The sequence below is a fragment of the Rhodopila sp. genome (genome assembly GCF_965276935.1).
Classification (GTDB): domain Bacteria; phylum Pseudomonadota; class Alphaproteobacteria; order Acetobacterales; family Acetobacteraceae; genus Rhodopila.
On sequence record NZ_CBDIBS010000004.1, the window covers coordinates 2,371,632 to 2,393,537 of the forward strand.

The following is a 21,906-nucleotide window of genomic DNA, read 5'->3' on the forward strand; positions in this document are numbered from 1 at the left end:
GACATTCGGGACGCGCAAGCCCCTGTTTCCATGGGGCTGATACAGCGTCCCGTCAATTACCCTTTGCGGGACTCACCTACTCGGTTTACCGCCATCGGGCATCCGGGAATACCCTTCTTAAGAACCCTGCAACTTCCTCCATGTTCAAGTGAAGAAAGTATTTGTTACCAGAACCAGAATGCTCTATCCTAAACAAAGATAAGTCCCGAGCCATACATCCCAATCTTAACATTGCCATTTGGCCTGTTCTGGTGTCTTGGGCCGCAATGCCAATAAAGTAAAACGGGCATATCATATCCGGCTCGTCATCTTCCGTCAGTATCAAACCCATATTGTCGTGTAGTGGCGTGAGCCCGGCTAAATACCTATTACCCGAGTCTATAATCTCCAGAAGAGAGTATCGACCTTTATCCTCATAAATACATATTTTACTGGGGGATTGCAGAGAAATTAGGCCGTTTTGGTCGAGCCTGATATTCCAAAAAGTGTAGCCAATCTTTGGGACAAAAGCGAAGCGCGTGCCGGTAAACAAAGCAATCTCGGCTCCATATCCGTAACCCGTTATCAGATTATGACCAGAAACCAATTCGTCGGATAGCACGCGCCCGACAATATTTATACCCCTTAGAGTGGCTCTCTCGTAGGCGTTGGCGACGGTTTCACTAAATCCGATGTGTGATGAATCTGAAAGAGACGCTCTGAATTTCGTCGCGCCAGACCCTACAATCGCCTCATTAACTGGTGAGGCTTTCGAATCTGATGCGGCAGTCCACGAAAAACACCGGGGTCTTGATCGAACTGTCCAGCCAACAATGGTTGCATCAAGCTTCCTGCGATTTATCTCGGGTTTAAATTTCTTTAGTGCCAAATCTATCTGAATTAGGGACGGCCCTTCTGACTTTTTGCCGAATTTGTTCTCTAACTCTGTAAACAGCAGCTTGGCAGCAGGAACATGGCCAGTAAATCCTATAGCAAAACGACTATTTATAATCAGGCACTTTCGTTCCATCCCGTGAATGCGGTGTGGAAGGGGCTTCCCCACTGGGTTGCTCATGTCCGGCCGCGTTGGAAGCGGGAAATGTGGTAAGTCTTTCCTTTGGTCAGTGAGAAGAAAATCCCCGATAAGCGCAGGAATGCCTTCAAGGCGTAGAGCGGCGATGACGGTCATATTGGATGTCCTGCTTATCAAGGTAGACGTAAGGCTTCTACTCTATCGCCCTCAGCGAACATTTTTTAACTGACCCTCAATCGCTCCGGCATCATCAGGGTTGGGCAGCGGCAAAGCCGCATAACGCGAAATTATGTTAATTCATTGCGCATGCCCCGTGAGCAAAGCCGCACAATGTTCGCCAGTATTACCCTATAGCATTCCGCCGGCCATCGCGTGCGGGTGGCGAATGCCGGTGAGCCGCCGCGCGGTGCCCAGCAACCAAGCCCGCCCTACTCCGCCGCCAGCGCGATCGCCGCAACCTCCGCCCGCATCCACACCGCCGTGTCATGGAACACGGCACCGCCAAACGGCGGCCCCGGATCATCGCTCGTCAGCGCATTGATCCCTATCCCACCCTCGAACGCCTCGCTCGGCCAGATGCTTTCGGCCACCAGCACGCCGGCCTGCTGGCCTTCGACGATCCGGGCATGCAGCATCACCTCGCCGCGCGTGTTGCCCAGCCGCACTTTCGACCCCTCGACCACCCCCAGCCGAGCCGCGTCATCCGGATGCATCATCACCGTCGGCCGCCCCTCCCGCCGCTTGCCGGACGCCATCTCGGTAAACGTGGTATTGAGGAAGCTGCGCGCCGGCGCCGTCACCAGCCGGAACGGCGCATCGGCGGAGGCCGTCTCGATCGTCTCCATCTGATCGGGCAGCGCCGGCATTACCGCATGGTTGTCGCCCAACGCCGCCCAGTCCGGCGCGAAATGGAACCGCTTGTCCGGCGTGGGAAACCCATCCAGGAAGTGCCCGGTCCGGAACGGCGGCATCGCGTCCACCCAACGCCGTTCCCGCAGCGTCGCCGCGTCCGGATAGCCCGACTTGCGCAAGGTGGCGTCGACGATCTCCATCGCCGTCATCTCGAAGCCTGGATGGCGCGCGCCCAACCGGCTCGCCAAACCTTGCAGCACTTCGTGGTTGGAGCGGCATTCGCCCGGCGGCTCGATAAGCTTCGCGCCGATCTGCAGGTGGCTGTGGCCGCCGGCCTGGTACAGGTCATCATGCTCCAGGAACATCGTCGCCGGCAGCACGATGTCGGACCAGCGCGCCGTCTCGGTCATGAACTGCTCGTGCGTGGCGACGAACAGGTCGTCGCGGCCGAAGCCGCGCCGCACCCGGTTGCTGTCGGGGCACACCGTCAGCGGATTCTGATTCTGGATCAGCATGGCATGGACCTGCGGGCCGTCCCGCAGCTCCCGCCGGTCGCCGGTCAGCACGCTGCCGACCCGGCTCATGTCCAGCACCCGGATGGACGGGTCCAGCGCGTCCAGCCCCTCGATCAGCGTCTTGTCGAGGCCGTAGATCGATCGGCTGGACCACAGCGCGCCGCCGCCCTCATGCTGCCAGGCGCCGGTGACCGTGGGCAGGCAGGTGACGGCGTGCATCGCCGCCGAACCGTTGCGGCTGCGGGTAAAGCCGTAGCCGCAGCGGATGTAGCTACGTTTCGTCTGTCCATACAGCGTGGCGAAGGCCTCGATCGAGGCGACCGGAATGCCGGTGACGCCGGACGCCCATTCGGGACCACGCGTCCGCAGGTGCGCCTCCAGCCGGTCGGGACAGTCGGCGTAGTCGCGCATGTATTCCCAGTCGGCATGGCCGTCGCGGAAGGCCACATGCATCACCGCGCAGGCCAGCGCCGCATCGGTGCCCGGCCGAGGCGCCAGATGCAAGTCCGCCACCGCCGCGGTCGGCGTCTTGTACGGGTCGATGACCACCAGCCTGGCGCCGCGGTCCTTGCGCGCGCGCGATACATGCGTCATGACATTGACCTGAGTGGAGACCGGGTTGCCGCCCCAGACCACGATCAGGTCGGACCGCGCCATCTCGCGGGAGTCGACGCCGCGGGTGGCGCCAATGCCGGCCCGCCAGCCCATCTCCGGCAGCGACGTGCAGATCGTCAACTTCTGCCGCGAATAACCCATCACATGGCGCAGCCGGTTGATGCCGTCGCGCTGCACCAGGCCCATGGTGCCGGCGTAATAGAATGGCCAGACTGCCTCGGAGCCATGCCGAGCGGCGTCGGCGGTGAAGCGGTCGGCGATGCGGTCGAGTGCCTCCTGCCAGGAGATCGGGCGAAACTGGCCGGCGCCCTTCGGCCCGGTGCGCAGCAGCGGCTGCGTCAGCCGGTCCGGATGGTGGATGCGTTCGGCATAACGCGACACCTTGGCGCAGATCACCCCCGCGGTGTAGCTGTTGTCGGCGGCACCCCGCACCGCGCCGATGCGGCTGTCGTCCAGCACCTCTACCGACAAGGCGCAGGTGGACGGGCAGTCATGCGGGCAGACGGAGGCTTCCAGACGGCTTGTCATGCGGTCACTCACTGAAGGTCCCGACGATATCACTGTACAGCTCGGCGATCTCCCCCTGCACGCGATCAAGGAATGGCGACAGCCGGTGCGGCCCCAGCGCCAGGACGTTCTGGAAGCTCATGGTGCCGTTCAACTGGTCCAGCCGCTCCAGCGCGCGGGACATGCGGCGCAGGTCGTAGCGGCTGCGAAGCTGCGTCAGGTGCCACTCGGTCTGCGCCAGGTTCAGCCCGACCGAACGCGGGAAGGCGGTGTTGGCGAGCAGGAAGCAGGCGACCTCCATCGGCCGGTAGCCGTTGGGATGCTCACGCCGATAGGCATGGTAGCCGGCGGCGGCGCGCAGCAGGGCGTTCCAGTTGCCGGCGTCCAGATCGGCATCGCCGTCGTCAGGCCGCGGCGCCAGCGAATGGAAGCGGGTGTCGAGCAGGCGTGTGCTTTGGTCGGCGCGTTCCAGATAGCGGCCGATCATGTAGAAGTGCCACGCCTGATCGCGGTACAGCGTGCCCTCGGTTATGCCGGTGTGCGCCTGCGCCCCTTGTTTCAGCATGTTGCAGACCGCGGTGAAGTGGTCGGCGGTGATCGTGCCGGCGTCCAGCGATCGGATCGTGCCATGGAACACGTTGATCTGCAGCCACATCTCGGTCGAGATGATCGCCCGCAAGGTGCGTGCGTTCTCGCGCGCCGAACCGATGAAGCATTGCACCGAGGTCGGGTTGCCGGCATCCAGCAGATAGAACGCGCCGACGCTGCCCTGCGTCGCCTTCTCGTGCTTCTCGTGGAACGCCTCCAGGTCGCCGTTGATGCGCGGGATCGACAGCCAGTTGGCGGTATCGTCGGCGTCGCGGGCGAAGGTGTTGGTCACGTCGAGAATACGGCCCAGGCTCTCGATCCGCTCCATGTAGCGGGCCAGCCACAGCGTCGCCTCGGCGTGGCGGGCGATCAGGTGGATGGTGTGCTGCCTGGGGATCAGATCCATCAGGCCAGCACCCAGGTGTCCTTGGAACCGCCGCCTTGCGAGGAATTCACCACCAGCGTGCCGGCGCGGAGCGCAACGCGGGTCAGGCCGCCGGGCAGCACCCAGGTGTCCTTGCCGGTGACCGCGAAGGGCCGCAGGTCGATATGGCGCGGCCGCACGCCGTCCTCGCATAAGGTCGGCGAAACCGAGAGCTTCATCGTCGGCTGGCTGATGTAGTTGCACGGGTCGGCCTTCAGCAGGGCGCGGAAGTCTTCCAGTTCCTGCTTGCTGGCGTGCGGGCCGACCAGCAGGCCGTAGCCGCCGGATTCGGCCACCGGCTTGACCACCAGCTCGTGCAGGTGGTCCAGCGTGTACGCCAGCGCCTCGGCTTCGGCGCAGATGCGGGTGTCGACATTGGACAGGATCGGCTCTTCCGACAGGTAGTAGCGGATGATGCGCGGCATGTAGGCGAAGATCGCCTTGTCGTCGGCCACACCGGTGCCGACGGCGTTGGCGATCGCCACGGTGCCGCGGCGCCAGGCCTCGATCAGCCCGCGCACGCCCAGCGTGCTGTCCGGGTTGAAGGCATCGGGATCCAGGAAGTCGTCGCCGATGCGGCGATAGATCGTGTGCACCGGCGCCAGGCCGGCCGTGGTCCGCATCCAGACCTTGCCGGCCTCCACCGTCAGGTCGCGGCCTTCGACCAGCGGCACACCCATCTCGCGCGCCAGGAAGACGTGCTCGAAATACGCGGCATTGAAGATGCCGGGGGAGAGCACGACCACCTGCGGATCGGCGACACCCGGCGGGGCGATCTCGGCCATGGCGTTGTGCAGCCGCAGCCCGTACTCGTCCACGCTGCGCACCCGCAGGCTGGTCATCACGTCGGACAGCACGCGCAGGCTCATGTGCCGGTTCTCGACGACGTAGGCGACGCCGGACGGGGTGCGGACGTTGTCTTCCAGCACGCGGAACGCGCCGGTTTCGTCACGCACGATATCGGTGCCGCAGACGTGCACATAGGTGTTGAACGGCACGTCGAAGCCGACCATGGCCTGGCAATAGCCAGGGTTGTTCAGCACCAGTTCGGCGGGAATGATCTTGTCGGCGAGGATCTTCCGCTCGTGGTAGATGTCATACAGGAACATGTTCAGGGCACGGACGCGCTGGGTGACGCCGGTGTCGATCTGCTGCCATTCAGTGGGCGTTAGGACCCGAGGGATCAGGTCGAACGGCAGGATGCGGTCGATCGCGGTGGCGTCCGAATAGACGGTGAAAGTGATGCCGCGTTCCAGCAGATCACGTTCAGCCTCGGTCGCGCGCTGGCGCAGCGACTGGATCGGCAGGGCCGCCAGCCGTGCCATCAGCAAGGTCAGCGTGGCATCCGGCGGCGATCCTGGGCGCAGCATCTCGCAGAAGAACGCGCCTGGGTCGTAGCCATGCATCGTGCTGTTCGGCTGCAACAGGCCTTGAATTTGTGCATGGCCGTCGCTTCGAGACTGATTTCCCTGGGATTGGCCCGCACCCGCCGCCTGCATTCCTGTCTCCGTTTTGCGGTGCGGCATGATAAACGAAACCGGGGGCCTGGAAAGGACTTTTACCGCGCGATGACGGGCCGCCCGCCGCCGATGACGGCTTCCTCCGCTGTCGGCTGACACGACACAGCTCGGCAAGCAGCCGCAAAACGTGCTTTGTCGAACCTTGTCGCCGCTGTATTCACCGCGCATCAGTCGCAGGAGACGTCATTGGCGGACGCAAGGCAAATCGAACTGGCATCGCCGCGGGCGGCGGAACTGGCATCGCCGCGGGCGGCGGAACTGGCATCGCCGCGGGCGGCGGAAATCGCCGAGGCGCGCGCTGCATCAGCCGCCACTCTGCGCCCGACCGTCGCGGCGCTGGAGGCGATGCTGTACCAAGTCCTCCCCATCCTGGACCACGGCTTCATCCGCGTCATCGACTACATGGGGGATGACGCCGCCATCGTGCAGGCGGCCCGCGTCTCCTACGGCCGCGGCACACGGCGGGTGCAGGAGGATGCCGGCCTGATCCGCTACCTGATGCGGCACCGCCACGCCACCCCGTTCGAGATGTGCGAGATCAAGTTCCACGTCAAGCTGCCGATCTTCGTTGCCCGCCAATGGATCAGGCACCGCACCGCCAGCGTCAACGAGTATTCGGCGCGCTACTCGATCCTGGACAAGGAGTTCTACATTCCGTCGCCCGAACACCTCGCGGCGCAAGCGACCACCAACCGGCAAGGCCGCGGCGCCGTGCTGCATGGCGAGGAAGCCACCGCCGTACTGGATCTGCTGCGGTCGGACGCCGACCGCTGTTACGCCGACTATGCCAGCATGCTGAATGAGGGGGATAACGCCGATCCGTCCCGCCAGGGCCTGGCGCGGGAGCTGGCGCGGATGAACCTGACCTTGAACACCTATACGCAGTGGTACTGGAAGATCAATCTGCACAACCTGTTCAACTTCCTCTCGCTCCGCGCCGACACGCACGCGCAGTACGAGATCCGCGTCTATGCGGAGGCGATGCTGACCGTGGTGGACGCCTGGGTTCCCGCCGCCAGCGCCGCATTCCGCGACTACCGGCTGGGTGCGGTCACGCTGTCGGCGCAGATGCTCGCCGTGGTCAGGCGCATGCTGGGCGGAGAGGCCGTGACGCAGGAAACCAGCGGCCTGACAAAGCGCGAGTGGATGGAGTTTTCCGAGCAGGTGTTCGGCTGACGGCGGCCGCGCTTGCAGCCGCCCGCACGGTTCGTGCAGCCGTCGCGGCCGGATACCGCGCCTGGACGTGAACCCTATAATGGCTTCAGCGGCGGTGTCTCACCTTCTGGAAGCGCCACCTGTGCGACGTTCAGCACCATGGACACCAGGCTGTAGTAGCCAACCGCACCCACCAGATCCATCACGCCGCGCTCACCGAAGCGTTCCTCCACCGGTTGGTATGCGCCATTGGAGACGGCGCCGGTGGACAGCAGTTCGGTGACGAATTCATACACCAGGCCCTCCTCGGCGCTGAGTTCCGCCGGCCGGCGGCCGATCGCCACCGCATCAAGGATGGACGGGTTCAGGCCGGCGTCGATAGCGAGGCGGCGATGCGCGTAGAACTCATACTGCGCGCCCCATTTACGGCCGGCCATGCAGATCGCCAGTTCGTTCAGCGGTGCGGGAATGGAACTGCCGAAGCGCACGTATGCGCCAACCCGCTGCACCACGTCGGCAAGCTGCGGGCTGCGCAACAGGGCGTTGAACGGTCCGCGCAGGCCGCTACCGCGCGGGCCGGACTGGATCGCGTCGGCAACGGCACGTTGCTCATCGGTCATCGTCTCAGGAGTCAGTATGGGGAAACGCGGTTCGGGCATGGCGGTTAGCTTCCTTTGCAATGGCAACTTCAGTGAAGTGACGCCAACATACTAGCGCTACTCACGCGGTTCGCCGAGACCATCCCCGAGGATTCGATGGACCGAACTCGCAAACCTGTCTGCCTGGCCGAGGTGCAGCTGCCGACGCCGGCTGGATCGAGCTAGCGCGCTTTCACGGTGACCGGAAGAGGGCATAAGCCTTCCCTTTTCGTCATGGCCGGCCTTGTGCCGGCCATCCGCGCACGAACGCTGGGGGCAGATGACCGGCACAAGGCCGGCCATGACGGCGGGTGGTGGATCAAGCGGCTCCAGTCACCGTGAAAATGCCCTAGCCGCGATCTGCGGGCCGATGCGGCTGCCGCTGTTTCCTGTCCGACGTACCAACGGCCTGATAAACCCGCCGAACAATGCTTGATGGATGGTTGTGCATTTTTCCACCCGTCCAAGGCAAGTCTGCTAGACCATTTTCAGGCTGACTGTACAGCGTGAAAGTGGCCTAGCGCTTTGTTTGATCGCATGATTCACGCGCTTTGAACGTTCCGCTCAGCGCGATCATGCTCTAGGATCAGGCCTGGTTGGAAAACCCGCAGGCACGTTGCTCGAAAGAAAGAAAACCCGTCATGCTATTCGTCGTGATCCGCAATGACAAGCCGAACAGCTTTAACCTGAGGCTGTCGGAGCGACCGAAGCATCTTGAATACCTGAAGACGGTTCTCGACAGGATCGTGTATGGCGGCGCGCTGCTTGATGATACCGGCCGACAGATCGGCTCCGCGCTCATCATTGATGTCGCGGACAAGGCGGCGGCTGACGCATTCGCCATCGCGGACCCGTACGTTGACGTCGGATTGTTCGCGAACACGTCCGTACGGCGGTTTCGACCGGTGTTCGAGGACGGTGCCTGGCTGTAAGGATCGTCTCAATCCATGCTCGTGACAGGGTGTTCCTGAATGCTCGCAACCGGATCCGATGAGCTGCCAAAATAATCAAGGATGTCCTGGCATGTCCGAGGTACGCTGAACAGGTAGCCCTGTGCCTCCGTGCAGCCGGTCTCGCGCACGAGATTGAGCTGATCAATGGTCTCGATCCCTTCCGCGGTGGTGGTAATGCCGAGCTTGCTTGCCATCGAAACGATCGAACTGACGATCGCGGCACAATCGGCCCGCGTCGCCATTTCACGGACAAAGGATTGATCGATCTTGATCTTGTCGAACGGAAACAGACGGAGATAGGTAAGGGACGAGTAGCCGGTGCCGAAGTCGTCCAGAGCGATCCGCAGGCCAAGCGCGCGTAGCCGGAACAGCAGTGCAAGGGTCAAGGCGTCGTTCTTCAGTAATGTTGTCTCGGTGATCTCCAGTTCCAGCCGGTTTGCTGGCAGTCCGGAGATTTCGAGCGCGGCGGCGACGATCTCGACGATGTCGTCGTTGTCAAACTGCCTCGCGGACAGATTGACCGCCACTTTGATATCGTCCGGCAGCTTCATCGCATCCATGCAAGCCTTGTTCAGGACCCAGGCGCCGATGGAATGTATCAGTCCGGTTTCCTCGGCGATCTGAATGAACTGGCTGGGCGGCACGGTTCCCCGGACTGGATGGTTCCAGCGAACAAGCGCTTCAAAGCCGACGACCCGGTCGCTGCTCAGATCGTACAGCGGTTGATACAGAACCTCGAACTGCTGCCCATCCAGCGCGCTGTGCAGGTCCTCCTCGATTGCCAGTCGGGTGACCAACTGCCGCTCCATATCCGCCTCAAACAGGCTGCAAACCCCGCGGCCCTTGGCTTTCGCCTGATACAGAGCCATGTCGCCGCGCTTGAGCAACGTGTCGGCATCGACTTTCTCGGTGCCGGCCAGAGCGATACCGACGCTGGCTCCGACGGTAACGGTATGGCCCACGATTGTATATGGCGCGCTCAAGGCGCTGATGATCCGTTGGGCAAGATGTTCGGCCGCGTTCGGCAGATCGGCCGAGACATACGCGATGGCGAACTCGTCACCGCCAAGCCGAGCGACGACGTCGCGGCCGCGAAGGCAGCCCCGCAGCCTGCGACCGGCCGCTTCAAGCAGGGCATCTCCGACGGAATGCCCAAGCGTGTCGTTGACATGCTTGAACCTGTCGAGATCAAGGTACAGCAGCGCAAGACCGGCATTTCGATGCGCCAGATTGGTAATCATCTCGTCCAGGTGAATGCGGAACAGGATACGGTTGGGCAGTTTCGTCAGGGCGTCGTGATGCGCGGCGAAGCGAATATGTTCCTCGGCGCGCCGCTGCTCCGAAACGTCTTCATAGGTCGCGATCCAGCCGCCGTCGGCGATTGGGCGCTGTGACACGGATACGGCCCGACCCGCTTCACCGGTCACGACGAAGCTGCCGGATTGGCGGGCATCGGCGAGATTGCGCTGTTTCAGGTAGGTGTTTTCCACCGCCTCGATGGGCAGTCCGCCGGATGACTTCATGCCGGCGAAAATCTCGCTGACCGGAATACCGGGAAAAATCAGCTCCGGCTCGATCGCGAACACCTCGAGAAACCGCTTGTTGTAGACGATCAGCCGCCCGTCGCCGTCGGTCATCAGCAACCCCTGCGACATGTTGTTGAGCGCGGCATCAAACAGCACGTTCTGGATGTGCAGCGCCCGGTCGCGTTCGGTCAGGGCGACATTCTGCTGTTGAACCTCCGCCACCGCCTGCTTCGCGCGTTCATTCGCAGCCGCGAGATTGGCCAATGTTCGTCGCATCTCCGTAATGTCAGTGCGAATGCCGACGATGCCGCCGTCGGCTATGCGTTGTTCGGTGACCAGTGCCCAACGCGATCCCGGCAGCTCGCGTTCGATCGGCCCCTGGTTATGTCGATGCCAGGCTACGGTGTCCGCAACGAACTGTTCGATGTCGTCCGTTGCCTCCGGATATTGTCCGTTCAGGGCGCCGCCGCGGATGATGTCCTCGAAGCGGGCGCCGGGCTTGATGAATGGCGCGCTGCGATCATACATCCGTCGATACTGCCCGTTGCAGGCGACCAGGCGGTCCTGGCTGTCCCACATGACGAAGGCATCCGACATCGACTCGATGGCGCTGTCGAGCGTCGCGCGGGTTCGGCTGCGTTCGGCGTCGGCTCGTTCCCGTTGGCGAAGGGCGGCGGCAAGCACCGTTGTCATCGCGGACAACAGCACGATCGCGACGGTCACCAGGGCAATCAGGCGGTTCCGATCGCGGACCCAGTCCGCCATCGCGATTTTCAGGTCGAGCGTCAACGCGACCATGACGTCCGGATAAAGGCTTGCCCGGGCGACGCCAAGCGTCGGCGCGTGCATCAAGTTCCGCGGCACCAGGAAGGCAACGCCATTCGCCTGGAGCTGGCTGATCGGGATATGCTGGATCTTGCCGATCCGCATTCCATCATAGGGTTGACTGACCAGAAGCTGGCCGTCCCGCCGCTCCAACGCGACCTGTATCCCAGGGGTATCGCCAACCGCCGAAAGCAACTCGGTGATCAGCGGCAGCGGGATTTCCGCTAATGCGTACAACAGGCCGACATGGGCTACCGGCACTTGCCGCACCATGAGCAACACCCAGTCGCCGGTCACCGGATTGCGCAGCGGCCCGGCAATCGACGCGGCGCCGCCGGAGGTGCCGCCGCTGATCTTGAGCAGGTCGACCGGAAAGCTGCGGTTCCACGGATTTGGACGCGCGGAGGCCCAGATCCCGCCATCCGCGCGAAGCAGGATGATGTCGCGAAACGCAAAGGTCTGGAAGTTGAACTCGCGAAGTAGATGGCTTGCCGACTGCGCGTTCACGTCCTGCCCATTCGCGGCGACTGTGGCAATCAACGCCGGCAGACTGACCAGCGCCGCGTCAACCTGCAGCAGCTGGCGATTGACAACACGTTCAACGATAACCGCTGCATTCTGGAGGTTCGCGTCCGCGGCACGCAAGGCCGTCTGCCGCGTGCGTTCGAGCAGGAGGCAGGAGCCTCCGATCAAGGTGGCCAGAACCAAAGCGATACCGAACGCGATTGTCCTGCCGAGGGAACGTCGGTTGGTCAAATTCTCGGTTTCCGTGAAACAGCCGATCTGTTTCGATCCGTACTATGTACAATCTTCAACATCTTGTCATTAAATACCGTCATTGAGCATTTGGATGCCAGCAGGTTCTCATCAGCGAGTGCACCGGCAACGTGACCCTGCTGATCGGCAGGGCGATCGCTTGAGTGGTTGAGGGATTCCCGTGCGGGCTAGAATCGGATTCATAGGAAGCCTCTCATCAGGAGGTCTCTATGTCCATGCCAAGCCAGCCCTGCTTCTTGTCCCACTTCGCGGCCCTCCGGGACCCGCGCCAAGCGACGAAGGTGCTATATCCTCTACCGGAAATCCTGTTGCTGATGCTCTGCGGGACCATCGCCGGTGCGGACGACTTTGTCGAAATCAGCCTGTGGGGCAGCGAACGCCAGGGCTTCCTCCGCCGTTTTCTGCCGTTCAAGCACGGCATCCCGAGCCACGACACATTGTGCGACGTGATCGCGGCGATTGATCCTGAGCTGTTCAAGACATGTTTCCTGACCTGGGTAGACGGGTTGCGGACTGACACGCCCGAGATTATCGCGATCGATGGCAAGACCTCGCGTCGCAGCCATGCCCGCGGCAAAGGGCGTCTGCCGCTGCATACGGTGTCCGCCTGGGCGACGCGTCAGCGATTGGTCCTTGGACAAGAGGCGGTGTCGGCGAAATCCAATGAGATCACCGCCATTCCTGTGCTGCTGCGTCGTCTGGAACTGGCCGGCGCGTTGGTGACCATCGATGCCATGGGCACGCAGAAGGAGATTGCCCAGACGATCATCGAGGGTGGTGGCGATTACGTGCTGGCCTTGAAGGAGAACTGGCCAGCGACCTATGCCGAAGTGGAAACCGTCTTTGCCGATCCACCACCAACGCTGACGCTGCAAAGCTTCGAGACCGTCGATGGCGACCATGGCCGGATCGAAACCCGCCGCCATACGATCTGCCACGACATCGACTGGCTGTTCGCCGAGCGGCGTCATCCGGGCGAATTTGCATTCCCTGGCCTGACCGCCATCGGCATGATCGAAAGCGAAACCGAGCGGGGCGGCGTTATCCAGACAGAAACCCGATACTACCTGTGCTCAACCAAACTCAGTGCCGAGACCCTCGCCAGGGTCGTGCGGAGCCACTGGGGCATTGAGAACCGGCTGCACTGGGTGCTGGATGTGGTATTCCACGACGATTTGGCGCGCCTGCGCACCGCTCATGGCCCTGCCAACATGGCGGTCGTGAAACATACTGCCATGAATTTACTGAACCAGGCGAAACCCGTCACCAGCTTTAAGAACCGCCGTAAAAAGGCCGGCTGGAATCAGGATTATCTGGAAAACGTCATCCGGCGCATCGCATGAGACACTCAAGCGATTCCCCTGGCTGATCGGCCTGGCCACTTGCTTTTTTCCGACGCCAGGATTATTTATTGCTTTAATATAATATCATGTGGCGTATAATGAAACGTATTAGCGGTTTCGCCGCAGGATTTCTGAAGATTGAAATGATTGCCGCAGAGGTTAACAATTGAGATTGTGAATTGAAATGACGCGAATGACCAATCGGTGTTTCTGTAGCAAAGCGGCTTTGTAGAATGACGACTGCGATCACGGATAGCTTGGCGTTCCCCGACGCCTTGGACCGACCGGACATTGCCGTCCGCAGCCCGACGCAGCTTGATGTCACACACCTTGCGGATTTATTAGCGGAGATGCAACGCCATTACGGGCGTCCCGTCACGAGCCAGCAGGCGATCGAAGCCGCTACGCTGGCATGCAAGCCGATGGGCTCATTATTTGACCCGCGGGTGCTGCTGGCCGTCGCGGACCACGCCATTGTTGGTTCGATCGTCCTGAACGTGACCTTTCCGGCGTTCGAGTTGAGCCGTGCGCTCTATATCCGCGACCTCTATGTTGCCGCATCCATGAGAAGGTATGGTGTTGGTCAGGCGCTTGTCCGGGCAGCGGCGCAACTAACCTACGCGGAGGGGTTTTCCGCACTCGACTGGACCACGGAGACCAACAACACGGCGGCGAGGCAAATGTATGAATCATGCGGGGCACGCGTGCTCCCGCGGACATATTATCGACTGGCGCGGGAGGACATCGATGCCGTGGCATGAGGCGACGATGCTGCGCTGGCGCCTCGTTCATCTCCGACTGGTCAGTACGATCGCAGTCCCGACGAGGCCAAGCGCGGCCGCCTGACTTGCGGTCAACGGGTCGCCAAGCGTCATCGAAGATGCCACTACGCCCACCACCGGCGTCAAAAGCGTCCCGACCGCGGCGCTGGAGGCCCTGAGGCGTCTGACCGCCGCGAACCACAACACGTAGCACAGTCCCATCGAGATAATGGCCGTGTAGCTCAGCGCGATCCAGCCGATGGCGGACACGGCGGCGAAATGAGCGTCTTCCAGCAGGAAACCACCAGCCAGGAGAGGCAGGCAGCCGATGCTGACCTGCCACGCCGTCAACGCGATTGGCGAGAGCGGGATCGGCTGCCGCTTGGACAACACCGTGCCGAACGCAAACAACAGAGCGGCCGAGAGCGCCAGGACAACACCGGGCGCCCGCGCGGCATCAAGATCAAGGCTGGCGCGTCCGACCAGAATGACAACGCCGAGTATGCCGAGCAGACTTGCCGCGGCCTGGCGGCGGGTGGGGCGCTCGTGGAGCATCGGCCAGGCAAGCAGCGTCGCCCATACCGGCATCGTATAGGCAAGTGTCGCCGCCTGGCCTGCCGGCAGCCAGATCATGGAAGCCGTCGTGAAACCCATCCATACGCTGACGTTCATCAAGGCCGCGGCGGCCAGTCGTCGCCATGATGAACGAGGCACATGAAGGGTTTCTCCGCGGCACCAGGCAAGCGCGAACAGGACCGCGCCAGCAACCGCGCCGGACACGCCGCGCGCCGACAAGGGCGGGCATTCGGACAAAAGGAACTTCGTGGCGGGCCAGTTAAGCCCCCATCCGAACGCCGTGACGATGACGCAGACAAAGCCGATCAGCCGTGATCTTGTGCCGGCTGAAACCGAGAAACTTATTACCGAACCAAGCCAAGTCGCCCATTGTAATGGCACGCGATCCATGAATTCCCCGGTGCGTCATAGCCGTCTATCACTGCCTGGCTTATGGTCGGTAATAATATCGCGAATAATCGGACTGATCAATTAATGAATAAAAAGACCTTTGGATCTTTTTAATTCATATGCGGACGCATGCTTTGCCCCATGGTAATCAACCTGACGTCCGCCAGCCATGCCTCGCCGCATCAACATCGATGGTATGAAGAACCGAAAGCCTGTCGTTGCAGTCGTTCTAAAGCGCTCGGTAAAACGCCTGATTTTCTTGCCTCGCAACGGGAAATTCACTAACAAGCGAAGATGGTCGAACTGCCCATTTAAGCAAAACCGCTGCATGAAGAAGGACGTGAACACGACATGTGGCACATTAGTAACATTATGCATGGCGGAGCATGGTTGAGGCGGACCATGTCCCTGGTCGTGATGCTGATCGTTTCAATCTTCGTTGCGAACAGCCATGCGGCCGATGCACCCATTCAGCTTAAGATCGTTGGCGGGTTGGCCGGGGTCAGTCAGTACACAAGGTTCGAGGCGCCATTCTGGCTCAAGACGGTCCCGCAACTCACTCAGGGACGCGTCCAGGCCGAAATCCATCCGTTCGATCAAAGCGGACTACCCGGACAGGAAATGCTGCAACTGATGCGTCTCGGCGTTGTGCCGTTCGGCACGGCGCTGCTGGCTCAGGTGTCGGGGGACGAACCGGAGCTTAATGCCGTCGATCTGGCGACGCTTAATCCGGACATGGCCTCTCTGCAAAGAACCGTAAGCCTCTATCGCGACCACCTGCATGAAATCCTGTTGCAAAGATATGGGGTTGAACTGCTTGGCGTGTATGCCTACCCGGCGCAGGTCTTGTTTTGCACCAGGCGGTTCACGACGCTGAAGGATCTCGCGGGCCGGAAAATACGGACATCCTCGGTGGGCCAGTCGGAGATGATGTCGGCTCTGGGGGCGATGCCGATCGTCCTGCCGTTCTCGGACATCGTGAAGGCAGTCGAGAACCATGTTGTCGACTGCGCCATCACCGGCACCATGAGCGGCAATGAAATCGGACTGCCCGCGGTCACGTCGTACATCTATCCGATGGCGATCAGTTGGGGACTGTCCTTTTTCGGTGCCAACAAGTTGGCCTGGGAGCAGCTTCCCCAGGACGTCCGAGACCCGCTGAGACGTGGCATTCACGATCTGGAACGCACGATCTGGAGTGCCGCGGATCGGGAAACCGCGAGCGGCCTGGCCTGCGACATCGGCGCCGACACATGCGTTGGCGGAAAGATCTTCCACATGAACCTCGTGCCGATAACACCGGGGGACAACGCACTGCGCAGCCAGCTCCTGGTAGACACGATTCTGCCAAAATGGATTAAGCGTTGCGGCAACGATTGCGTTGCCGCCTGGAATGAGACCATGGCAACGGCGTTAGGGGTTCAGGCGTCCGCTGAATAGGGTTCGACCGAACCCCCCTGGACTGGCGTTGCAGGTTTATGTCCCAAGGCGCACCCGCTGCCGCCCGAACGTCCGTCCGAACCGCCGCAGTCCCGCCCATTGCTGCTGCCAGTAGCTTCCGGTTGCCAGCGCCTCCTCCCCCGATGGATCCCCGGTGCGCACGTAGGCGCGGGAAAAATCCGCTGTTCCGAATATCATGTCCCACCACGGCAGCACCGCGCCGTAATTGCGGCTTCGCTGCCCGGCCGCCAGCACCCCATGATGCGCCCGATGAAACCGCGGCGAAATCAGCAGACGCTCCCCCAGCCAGCCGAAGGACAGCCGAACATTGGCGTGGGACAGGGATTCAAGGAACCGCAGGACGAGCACGAGCAGCGGGAACTGCAGCGGCGGCACACCGATCAGCAGCGCGATGAACCCAAACCAGACAAACGAGAGCAAATCGTCCAGCAGGTGGTTCCGGTCATCCGACCAGAACGTCATCTGCCGCTGCGCGTGGTGCAGCGCGTGCAGCGCCCACCACCAGCGGAACCGGTGCGACAGCCGGTGCCGCCAGTAGTCGGCGAAATCCAGAATGATCGCATACAGCACGAAGGTCAGCACCGGCCGACCCAGCAGGAACGGAACTATTCCCTCGATTGTCGGCGACACCAGGTCCCGATCGGCCAGCCAGCCGCCGACCGCCACCTGGGCGCGATAGAACAGCACATACGTCACCAGCGGCAGGATGCCGACGCGCGACAGCACGGTATAGGCGACGTCGACCCAGACGGCGCTGCCGTCGGGCCAGTGCTCGACCGGGCGCCAGCGCTCCAGCGGCAGGCAGACCGCGAAGGTCACCATCACCTGCGCCGCGCCATATAGCGCGAACAGGACCCAGCCGTACGACACATCCTCCCAGTTCATCAGTCCGAACTGATACAGCGCCGGGATCAGCGCGTGCTCCTGCAGCCATCCCGCGGCAAGGTCGAAGGGATCGCCCATCAGCGGCTGGACACCACCGTCGGCGTCGGTGCCTTCGGATTAAGGAAGATCCCGTGCGGCGAGCGCCCGACCTCGATCGTTTCATACGACCCGCTCGCCGGATCCAGCACCGCGACCTTTTCTGCCCAGCGCCGGGTAATCCAGATTTTCCCGCCGGGGGCGAAGTCCATGTCGTCCGGGCCGCCGGGGATCGCATAGACCCGGATCGGTTTCAGCGTCGCCGCATCCAGCGACACGGTGGTGCCGCCCGCCCGGTTGTTGACCCACAGGATCTTCCGGTCAGGCGAGAGGAACAGGTTATGCGCACCCTTGCCGGTCGGGACATGCTGCAGAACACGGCCGCTGGCCGGATCGACAACGGCGATGTAATCGGTGCCCATGTCGGCCACCAGCACGTGGCCATTCAGCCACATCACGCCGGCCGGCGTCCGGCCAACTGGCACGGTCCACTTCCTCGTCAGGGTCCGCAAATCGAACGCCGCCAGCTTGTCGCTGTCCTGCAAACTCACGAACACTGTCGCGGAATCCGGCGCGAACGCCAGATGGCTCGGCGTTGCCACAACCGGAAAGCGCTTTAGCAGCTTCATGCTGCCGGCGTCATAGACATCCACCTGATTGCGCGCCAGGCCGTTCACCACCAGGAACTTGCCGTCTGGACTGAAACCTAGCTGATACGGATCGGCCACCAGCATCCGCCGCTGCACCTCACCGGTGTTCGGATCAAGGAACATCATCTGGTTGCCCGCCGTGTCGCCGACCAGCAGGCTCTTGCCGTCCGGGCTGAGGCTCAGGTGATGCGGCTCCCGCAATGTCGGGATGCGGCGCACTTCCCGCTGCGTCGCCATGTTGATCACGCTGATTGATGCGCCACCGGAATTGAGCACGAAAGCAATGCCGCCGGCCCAGGCCGGAGACGCAAAGCCGAGGACGACAAGAGAAATCAGGACAACGATGCGCCGCATGGCCAGGATGCTCCGGCAGGATGGCGCCGTTCCCTACGCCACCTGAGCGGAATCGGGCAAGGTCAATCGGTCCGATGCTGCCTCACCACGGGCGAACACCGCGATGGCGAAGGCGAACAGCACACAGGCCGGCGTAGAAATCAGCACGTTGTCGGTGAACGCGTGGCAGGCGAATGCCACGAACACCAGCCGCATGATCCGCCGATCGGCGGCGGGTAGATACCGCGTATGGACCAGGATCCAGCTCGCGAACAGCACAATCAGCAGTGTCCTGCCGAGCTGCCCTCCCTCGACCTGCATGCGCAGATATTCATTGTGCGCGGCCCAGGTGTGCAGTGTCTGGGCGATCTGGCCGCTAGGCGGGATCACCAGGTTGCCAGCGCCGATGCCCCAGCCGAACCAGGGGGACTTCGCCGCGGCCGCCTCGAACGCCGGCCAGAGCAGGTCGCGGCCGCTCAGATTGGCGGCCTCATTGGCAACGACGTTGAACAGCCGGATTTCGGAAAAATTGCCGGCGAGCAGCACCAGCACCGGTAACGCGGCCCCGGCGGCCAGCACCAGCAGCAGCCGTTGGGTTGGCGGAAAGACAGCCGAACGGATGGAGACCAGGCTGATCCCGGTGACGGCGACGGCGTAGGCCAGGGGTGCGCGGGCGCCGGTCAGTACCAGGATCAGCAGGTTGCCAGCCAGCAGCCAAAGATCGCCGCGGCGCCCCTGCCGGTAAAGCTGGATCAGGCAGGCATAAATCGCCGGCAGGCACACGCCTGCCAGGAAGGCCGGATGTCCCAGCCCGGCCAGACGCGCGCCGCCGCTGTCCACGAACAGCGGCCTGATGCCGCTCAGGTCGAGCGGCACACAGGCCAGCACGACCAGCGCCGGACACCACTTCGTCGCGGTGATCATCGCCCGCGGCCAGGATGGTGGCAGGCGGCAGAAGCAGAAGGCGAATGGCGCGGCGGATCCGATCAGCGATCTGAGACTGTCGGCTGTGGTCAGACCGGGATACAGGCCATGCACCAAGCCGGTTGCCAGCATCGCCAGATAGGCCCAGATCGGGCTGAACGCGTCGCCTCGCAGGCCGTATCGCAGCGCGCAGAGGGCGGCGAGGGCGATCTCCATGCCTTTTACCAGAGCAATCGTGAGCTGGTACATCTCGGTGCCGACCAGGTCGTTCAGCGTCATCTCCAGGCTCGCGCTCGTGATCAGCAGCCAGGCAACGCAGAACGCCGTGGGCTGACGGTAAGCCAGAAAGCCAGTCCCGACCGCAACGCTGGCAGCCATGGCGAGCCAGAACAGCGGCGCCGCATACAGCCCAGCCGCCAGCGCGGTGGCCAGCAGAAGGGTCGCAAGGCCCAGGATGGTCCTGTCAGGGTGGTGCGGGATGACGCGCATCATGCTTGAGCATGCAGCGCGAAGGTTAAGAAAAAGTTGACGCCGCGACACGCGGGCCGTTGGGGGCACCCTGATGCGTGCCATGTCGCCGCATCGGCGGATGGCCACATTCAATCGTTAGACACTAATAATATTTTAGTTATGATGTTGGAGCAGTTTCCAATCAGGTTGCTCCGTTTTGAATCCGTCATGGCCGGGCTTGTCCCAGCCATCTTCGCACCAACGGCTGGCAGCGGATGGCCGGGACAACCCTCCCTCGCGCGCTCGGTCGCTGTCCATGACGAACTGGTGCAACTTTATCGGAAAACCGCTCTAGCCGGAAAAACCTGGGCCCTATCCGCCGCCGCGGATCAGGATCGGCCCCGAAAGACCAAGGCCGGTGTTCACGACGGCAAGATGCGTCAGGGCTTGCGGAAAATTGCCTGCCAGGTGGCGTCCCGGGACGTTGTATTCTTCCGACAGAAGTCCAAGTCCGTTGCGGACCGCCAGAACACGTTCGTATTGCGCGACCGCCTGCTTTGTCTTCCCTTGCAGGTTCAGGCAGTCCGCCATCCAGCATGAGCAAGCCAGGAAAGTGCCTTCCGGGCTTTCATCCCCACTATGCGGTGTCCGCCGGACAAGCCCGTCCTCGGTCAACGCCTGCCCGATCATGGCAATGGTGCTGGACACGCGGGGGTCATTGGCCGGCAGAAAGCCGACCAACGGCAGCAGCAGCAGGCTGGCGTCGAGTTCCTGGCCACCGTAATATTGGGTGAAACTACCCAGGCCCTCGTTCCAGCCTTCGCGGCAGACCTCCTGATGAATTTCGCTGCGAAGCGCGGCAAGCCGTTGCAGCATCGCGTCACCGGCGTCCGCGACGTGAGCACGCAGGAAGCGGTCGATCCCAACCCATGCCATGACCCGGGAATAGGTGTAATGCCGCGGTTGCTTGCGCGACTCCCACAGGCCGGACCCAGGCTGGTCCCAGATCGCCGCCAGATGCTCGACAAGCCCGCGTCGCACGCGATCGGCGTGATTTGATTGCGGCAGCCCGGCCAGATCCGCAAGATGCAGCGTGTCGAGGACCTCGCCCCAGACATCGATCTGCAACTGCGTCGAAGCCGCATTGCCGATCCGCACTGGAACGGCATGCCGATAGCCGGGAAGACCGGCCACGGACCACTCGTCGAGATGTCGGCTGCCATCGATCCGGTACATGATGCGCATCTTCCCAGGCGAGCCGCCGATCGCGCGTAGCAGCCAGTCACGCCACGCCCGCGCTTCCTCGTGGTACCCGGCATTGACCAAGGCGCCGAGGGTGAACGTCGAGTCGCGCAGCCAGCAGTAGCGGTAATCCCAGTTCTTGGTGCCGCCTGGCGCTTCCGGCAGCGATGTCGTCGGCGCCGCCACCAGGCCACCGGTCGGCCGGTAGATCATCGCCTTGAGCGTAAGCAGTGAACGGCGAACCGCATCCGGCCAGCGCGTCTTGCTGTCGTCAAAGCGGCCGATCCAATCCCGCCAGAACGCTTGTGTCCGCGCCAGCGCGGCCTCGGCATCGAGCGGCGGAGGCACCGGCTGGCTTGGTGCGTGATGGCGCAGGACAAAGGCAAGCCGCTGGCCCGCGCTGACAGTGAACTCCGCCTGCACGCGGTGGCCGTCCGAACGGATCGGAACCGGCGCATGCAGGACAACCCTGTCCGGCCCGACCGTCGCGACAAAGCCGCCGTCGACCGGGTCGATCCACGGCAGCATCATGCCGTAGTCGAAGCGCAATCGCAGGTCCATTCGCAGGCGGCAGGTGCCTTGAACACCATGCACGATACGCACCAGTGCCGCGGCGTCCTCACGGATCGGCATGAAGTCGATCAGGCGAACCGTGCCTTCCGCCGTGACGAGATCGGTTTCCATGACCATGGTGTTCGGCTGATAGCGTCGGGTGTGGGCGCTGGCCGGCGCCGTGTCGTCCGCCAAGCCGATCAGCCAGCTTCCATGTTCCGGATTGCCCAGCAAGGCGGCGAAACACGCATCGCTATCGAACCGGGGCCAGCAGAGCCAGTCGATCGAGCCCTCCCGGTCGACGAGGGCGGCGGTTTCACCGTCGCCGATCAGGCCATAATCCTCGAGCGGCTTGCTCACCCGTGGCACCATTGGCGGAAAGCAACATCAAGCCCG

At 62.5% G+C, this 21,906-nt stretch carries 17 protein-coding genes; 6 read left to right on the plus strand and 11 right to left on the minus strand.

The genetic code is table 11. The features are described from left to right. Positions 1 to 85: 85 nt before the first annotated feature. From ACQY4S_RS27345 to ACQY4S_RS27360, 4 genes are all read right to left on the minus strand, one after another. Positions 86 to 1,168, minus strand: coding sequence for a hypothetical protein (locus tag ACQY4S_RS27345; RefSeq protein WP_428488335.1), 1,083 nt, complete (start codon positions 1,166 to 1,168; stop codon positions 86 to 88). A 272-nt stretch (positions 1,169 to 1,440) separates the two neighbouring features. Beyond that, a complete protein-coding gene (locus tag ACQY4S_RS27350) occupies positions 1,441 to 3,522 on the minus strand; it encodes a molybdopterin oxidoreductase family protein (protein WP_428488336.1) in 2,082 nt (693 codons plus the stop codon). Between the two features lie 4 nt (positions 3,523 to 3,526). Continuing rightward, the gene (locus ACQY4S_RS27355) at positions 3,527 to 4,495 is read right to left on the minus strand and encodes an alpha-E domain-containing protein (RefSeq protein ID WP_428488337.1); all 969 of its coding nucleotides are present in this window, start codon (positions 4,493 to 4,495) and stop codon (positions 3,527 to 3,529) included. Further along, positions 4,495 to 5,919, minus strand: coding sequence for a circularly permuted type 2 ATP-grasp protein (locus ACQY4S_RS27360; protein ID WP_428488512.1), 1,425 nt, complete (start codon positions 5,917 to 5,919; stop codon positions 4,495 to 4,497). The genes ACQY4S_RS27355 and ACQY4S_RS27360 overlap by 1 nt, the downstream gene beginning before the upstream one ends. Before the next feature lie 372 nt (positions 5,920 to 6,291). Here ACQY4S_RS27360 and thyX point away from each other — a divergent pair, with 372 nt between their 5' ends. Beyond that, complete coding sequence (gene thyX, locus ACQY4S_RS27365) at positions 6,292 to 7,209, plus strand: FAD-dependent thymidylate synthase (protein WP_428488513.1); 918 nt, start codon at positions 6,292 to 6,294, stop codon at positions 7,207 to 7,209. A 74-nt stretch (positions 7,210 to 7,283) separates the two neighbouring features. Here thyX and ACQY4S_RS27370 read toward each other — a convergent pair whose 3' ends face one another. Then, complete coding sequence (locus tag ACQY4S_RS27370; protein WP_428488338.1) at positions 7,284 to 7,847, minus strand: carboxymuconolactone decarboxylase family protein; 564 nt, start codon at positions 7,845 to 7,847, stop codon at positions 7,284 to 7,286. Between the two features lie 620 nt (positions 7,848 to 8,467). Between ACQY4S_RS27370 and ACQY4S_RS27375 the strand changes: the two genes are divergently transcribed. Beyond that, positions 8,468 to 8,758, plus strand: a complete 291-nt coding sequence (locus ACQY4S_RS27375) for a YciI family protein (RefSeq protein WP_428488339.1) — start codon at positions 8,468 to 8,470, stop codon at positions 8,756 to 8,758. A gap of 8 nt (positions 8,759 to 8,766) precedes the next feature. On the opposite strand, the gene ACQY4S_RS27380 is transcribed toward ACQY4S_RS27375, so the two are convergent. After that, positions 8,767 to 11,637, minus strand: a complete 2,871-nt coding sequence (locus tag ACQY4S_RS27380) for a bifunctional diguanylate cyclase/phosphodiesterase (protein WP_428488340.1) — start codon at positions 11,635 to 11,637, stop codon at positions 8,767 to 8,769. Between ACQY4S_RS27380 and ACQY4S_RS27385 the strand changes: the two genes are divergently transcribed. The 3 genes from ACQY4S_RS27385 (at position 11,614) to ACQY4S_RS27395 (ending at position 14,011) form a co-directional block, all read left to right on the plus strand. Further along, positions 11,614 to 12,021: a hypothetical protein gene (locus ACQY4S_RS27385; protein ID WP_428488341.1), complete on the plus strand. Its 408-nt coding sequence runs from the start codon at positions 11,614 to 11,616 to the stop codon at positions 12,019 to 12,021. The genes ACQY4S_RS27380 and ACQY4S_RS27385 overlap by 24 nt on opposite strands. 95 nt (positions 12,022 to 12,116) lie before the next feature. Continuing rightward, positions 12,117 to 13,250 carry an ISAs1 family transposase gene (locus tag ACQY4S_RS27390; protein ID WP_428484992.1) on the plus strand — a complete coding sequence of 378 codons (1,134 nt, stop codon included), beginning with the start codon at positions 12,117 to 12,119 and terminating at the stop codon, positions 13,248 to 13,250. Between the two features lie 350 nt (positions 13,251 to 13,600). Next, a complete protein-coding gene (locus ACQY4S_RS27395; RefSeq protein WP_428488342.1) occupies positions 13,601 to 14,011 on the plus strand; it encodes a GNAT family N-acetyltransferase in 411 nt (136 codons plus the stop codon). 27 nt (positions 14,012 to 14,038) lie between these two features. Here ACQY4S_RS27395 and ACQY4S_RS27400 read toward each other — a convergent pair whose 3' ends face one another. Beyond that, entirely contained in the window at positions 14,039 to 14,977 is a 939-nt protein-coding gene (locus ACQY4S_RS27400) for a DMT family transporter (protein WP_428488343.1), read from the minus strand. A gap of 402 nt (positions 14,978 to 15,379) precedes the next feature. Here ACQY4S_RS27400 and ACQY4S_RS27405 point away from each other — a divergent pair, with 402 nt between their 5' ends. Then, a complete protein-coding gene (locus tag ACQY4S_RS27405; protein ID WP_428488344.1) occupies positions 15,380 to 16,417 on the plus strand; it encodes a TRAP transporter substrate-binding protein in 1,038 nt (345 codons plus the stop codon). Positions 16,418 to 16,453: 36 nt separating this feature from the next. Here the strand turns inward: ACQY4S_RS27405 and ACQY4S_RS27410 are convergent, their stop codons facing one another. From ACQY4S_RS27410 to ACQY4S_RS27425, 4 genes are all read right to left on the minus strand, one after another. Next, complete coding sequence (locus ACQY4S_RS27410; RefSeq protein ID WP_428488345.1) at positions 16,454 to 17,401, minus strand: sterol desaturase family protein; 948 nt, start codon at positions 17,399 to 17,401, stop codon at positions 16,454 to 16,456. Then, positions 17,401 to 18,363, minus strand: coding sequence for a YncE family protein (locus tag ACQY4S_RS27415; RefSeq protein ID WP_428488346.1), 963 nt, complete (start codon positions 18,361 to 18,363; stop codon positions 17,401 to 17,403). Before ACQY4S_RS27415 ends, ACQY4S_RS27410 begins: the two co-directional genes overlap by 1 nt. Positions 18,364 to 18,396: 33 nt before the next feature. After that, positions 18,397 to 19,758 carry an O-antigen ligase family protein gene (locus tag ACQY4S_RS27420; protein ID WP_428488347.1) on the minus strand — a complete coding sequence of 454 codons (1,362 nt, stop codon included), beginning with the start codon at positions 19,756 to 19,758 and terminating at the stop codon, positions 18,397 to 18,399. A 330-nt stretch (positions 19,759 to 20,088) separates the two neighbouring features. Beyond that, a complete protein-coding gene (locus ACQY4S_RS27425) occupies positions 20,089 to 21,870 on the minus strand; it encodes a glycoside hydrolase family 15 protein (RefSeq protein ID WP_428488348.1) in 1,782 nt (593 codons plus the stop codon). Positions 21,871 to 21,906: the final 36 nt, after the last annotated feature.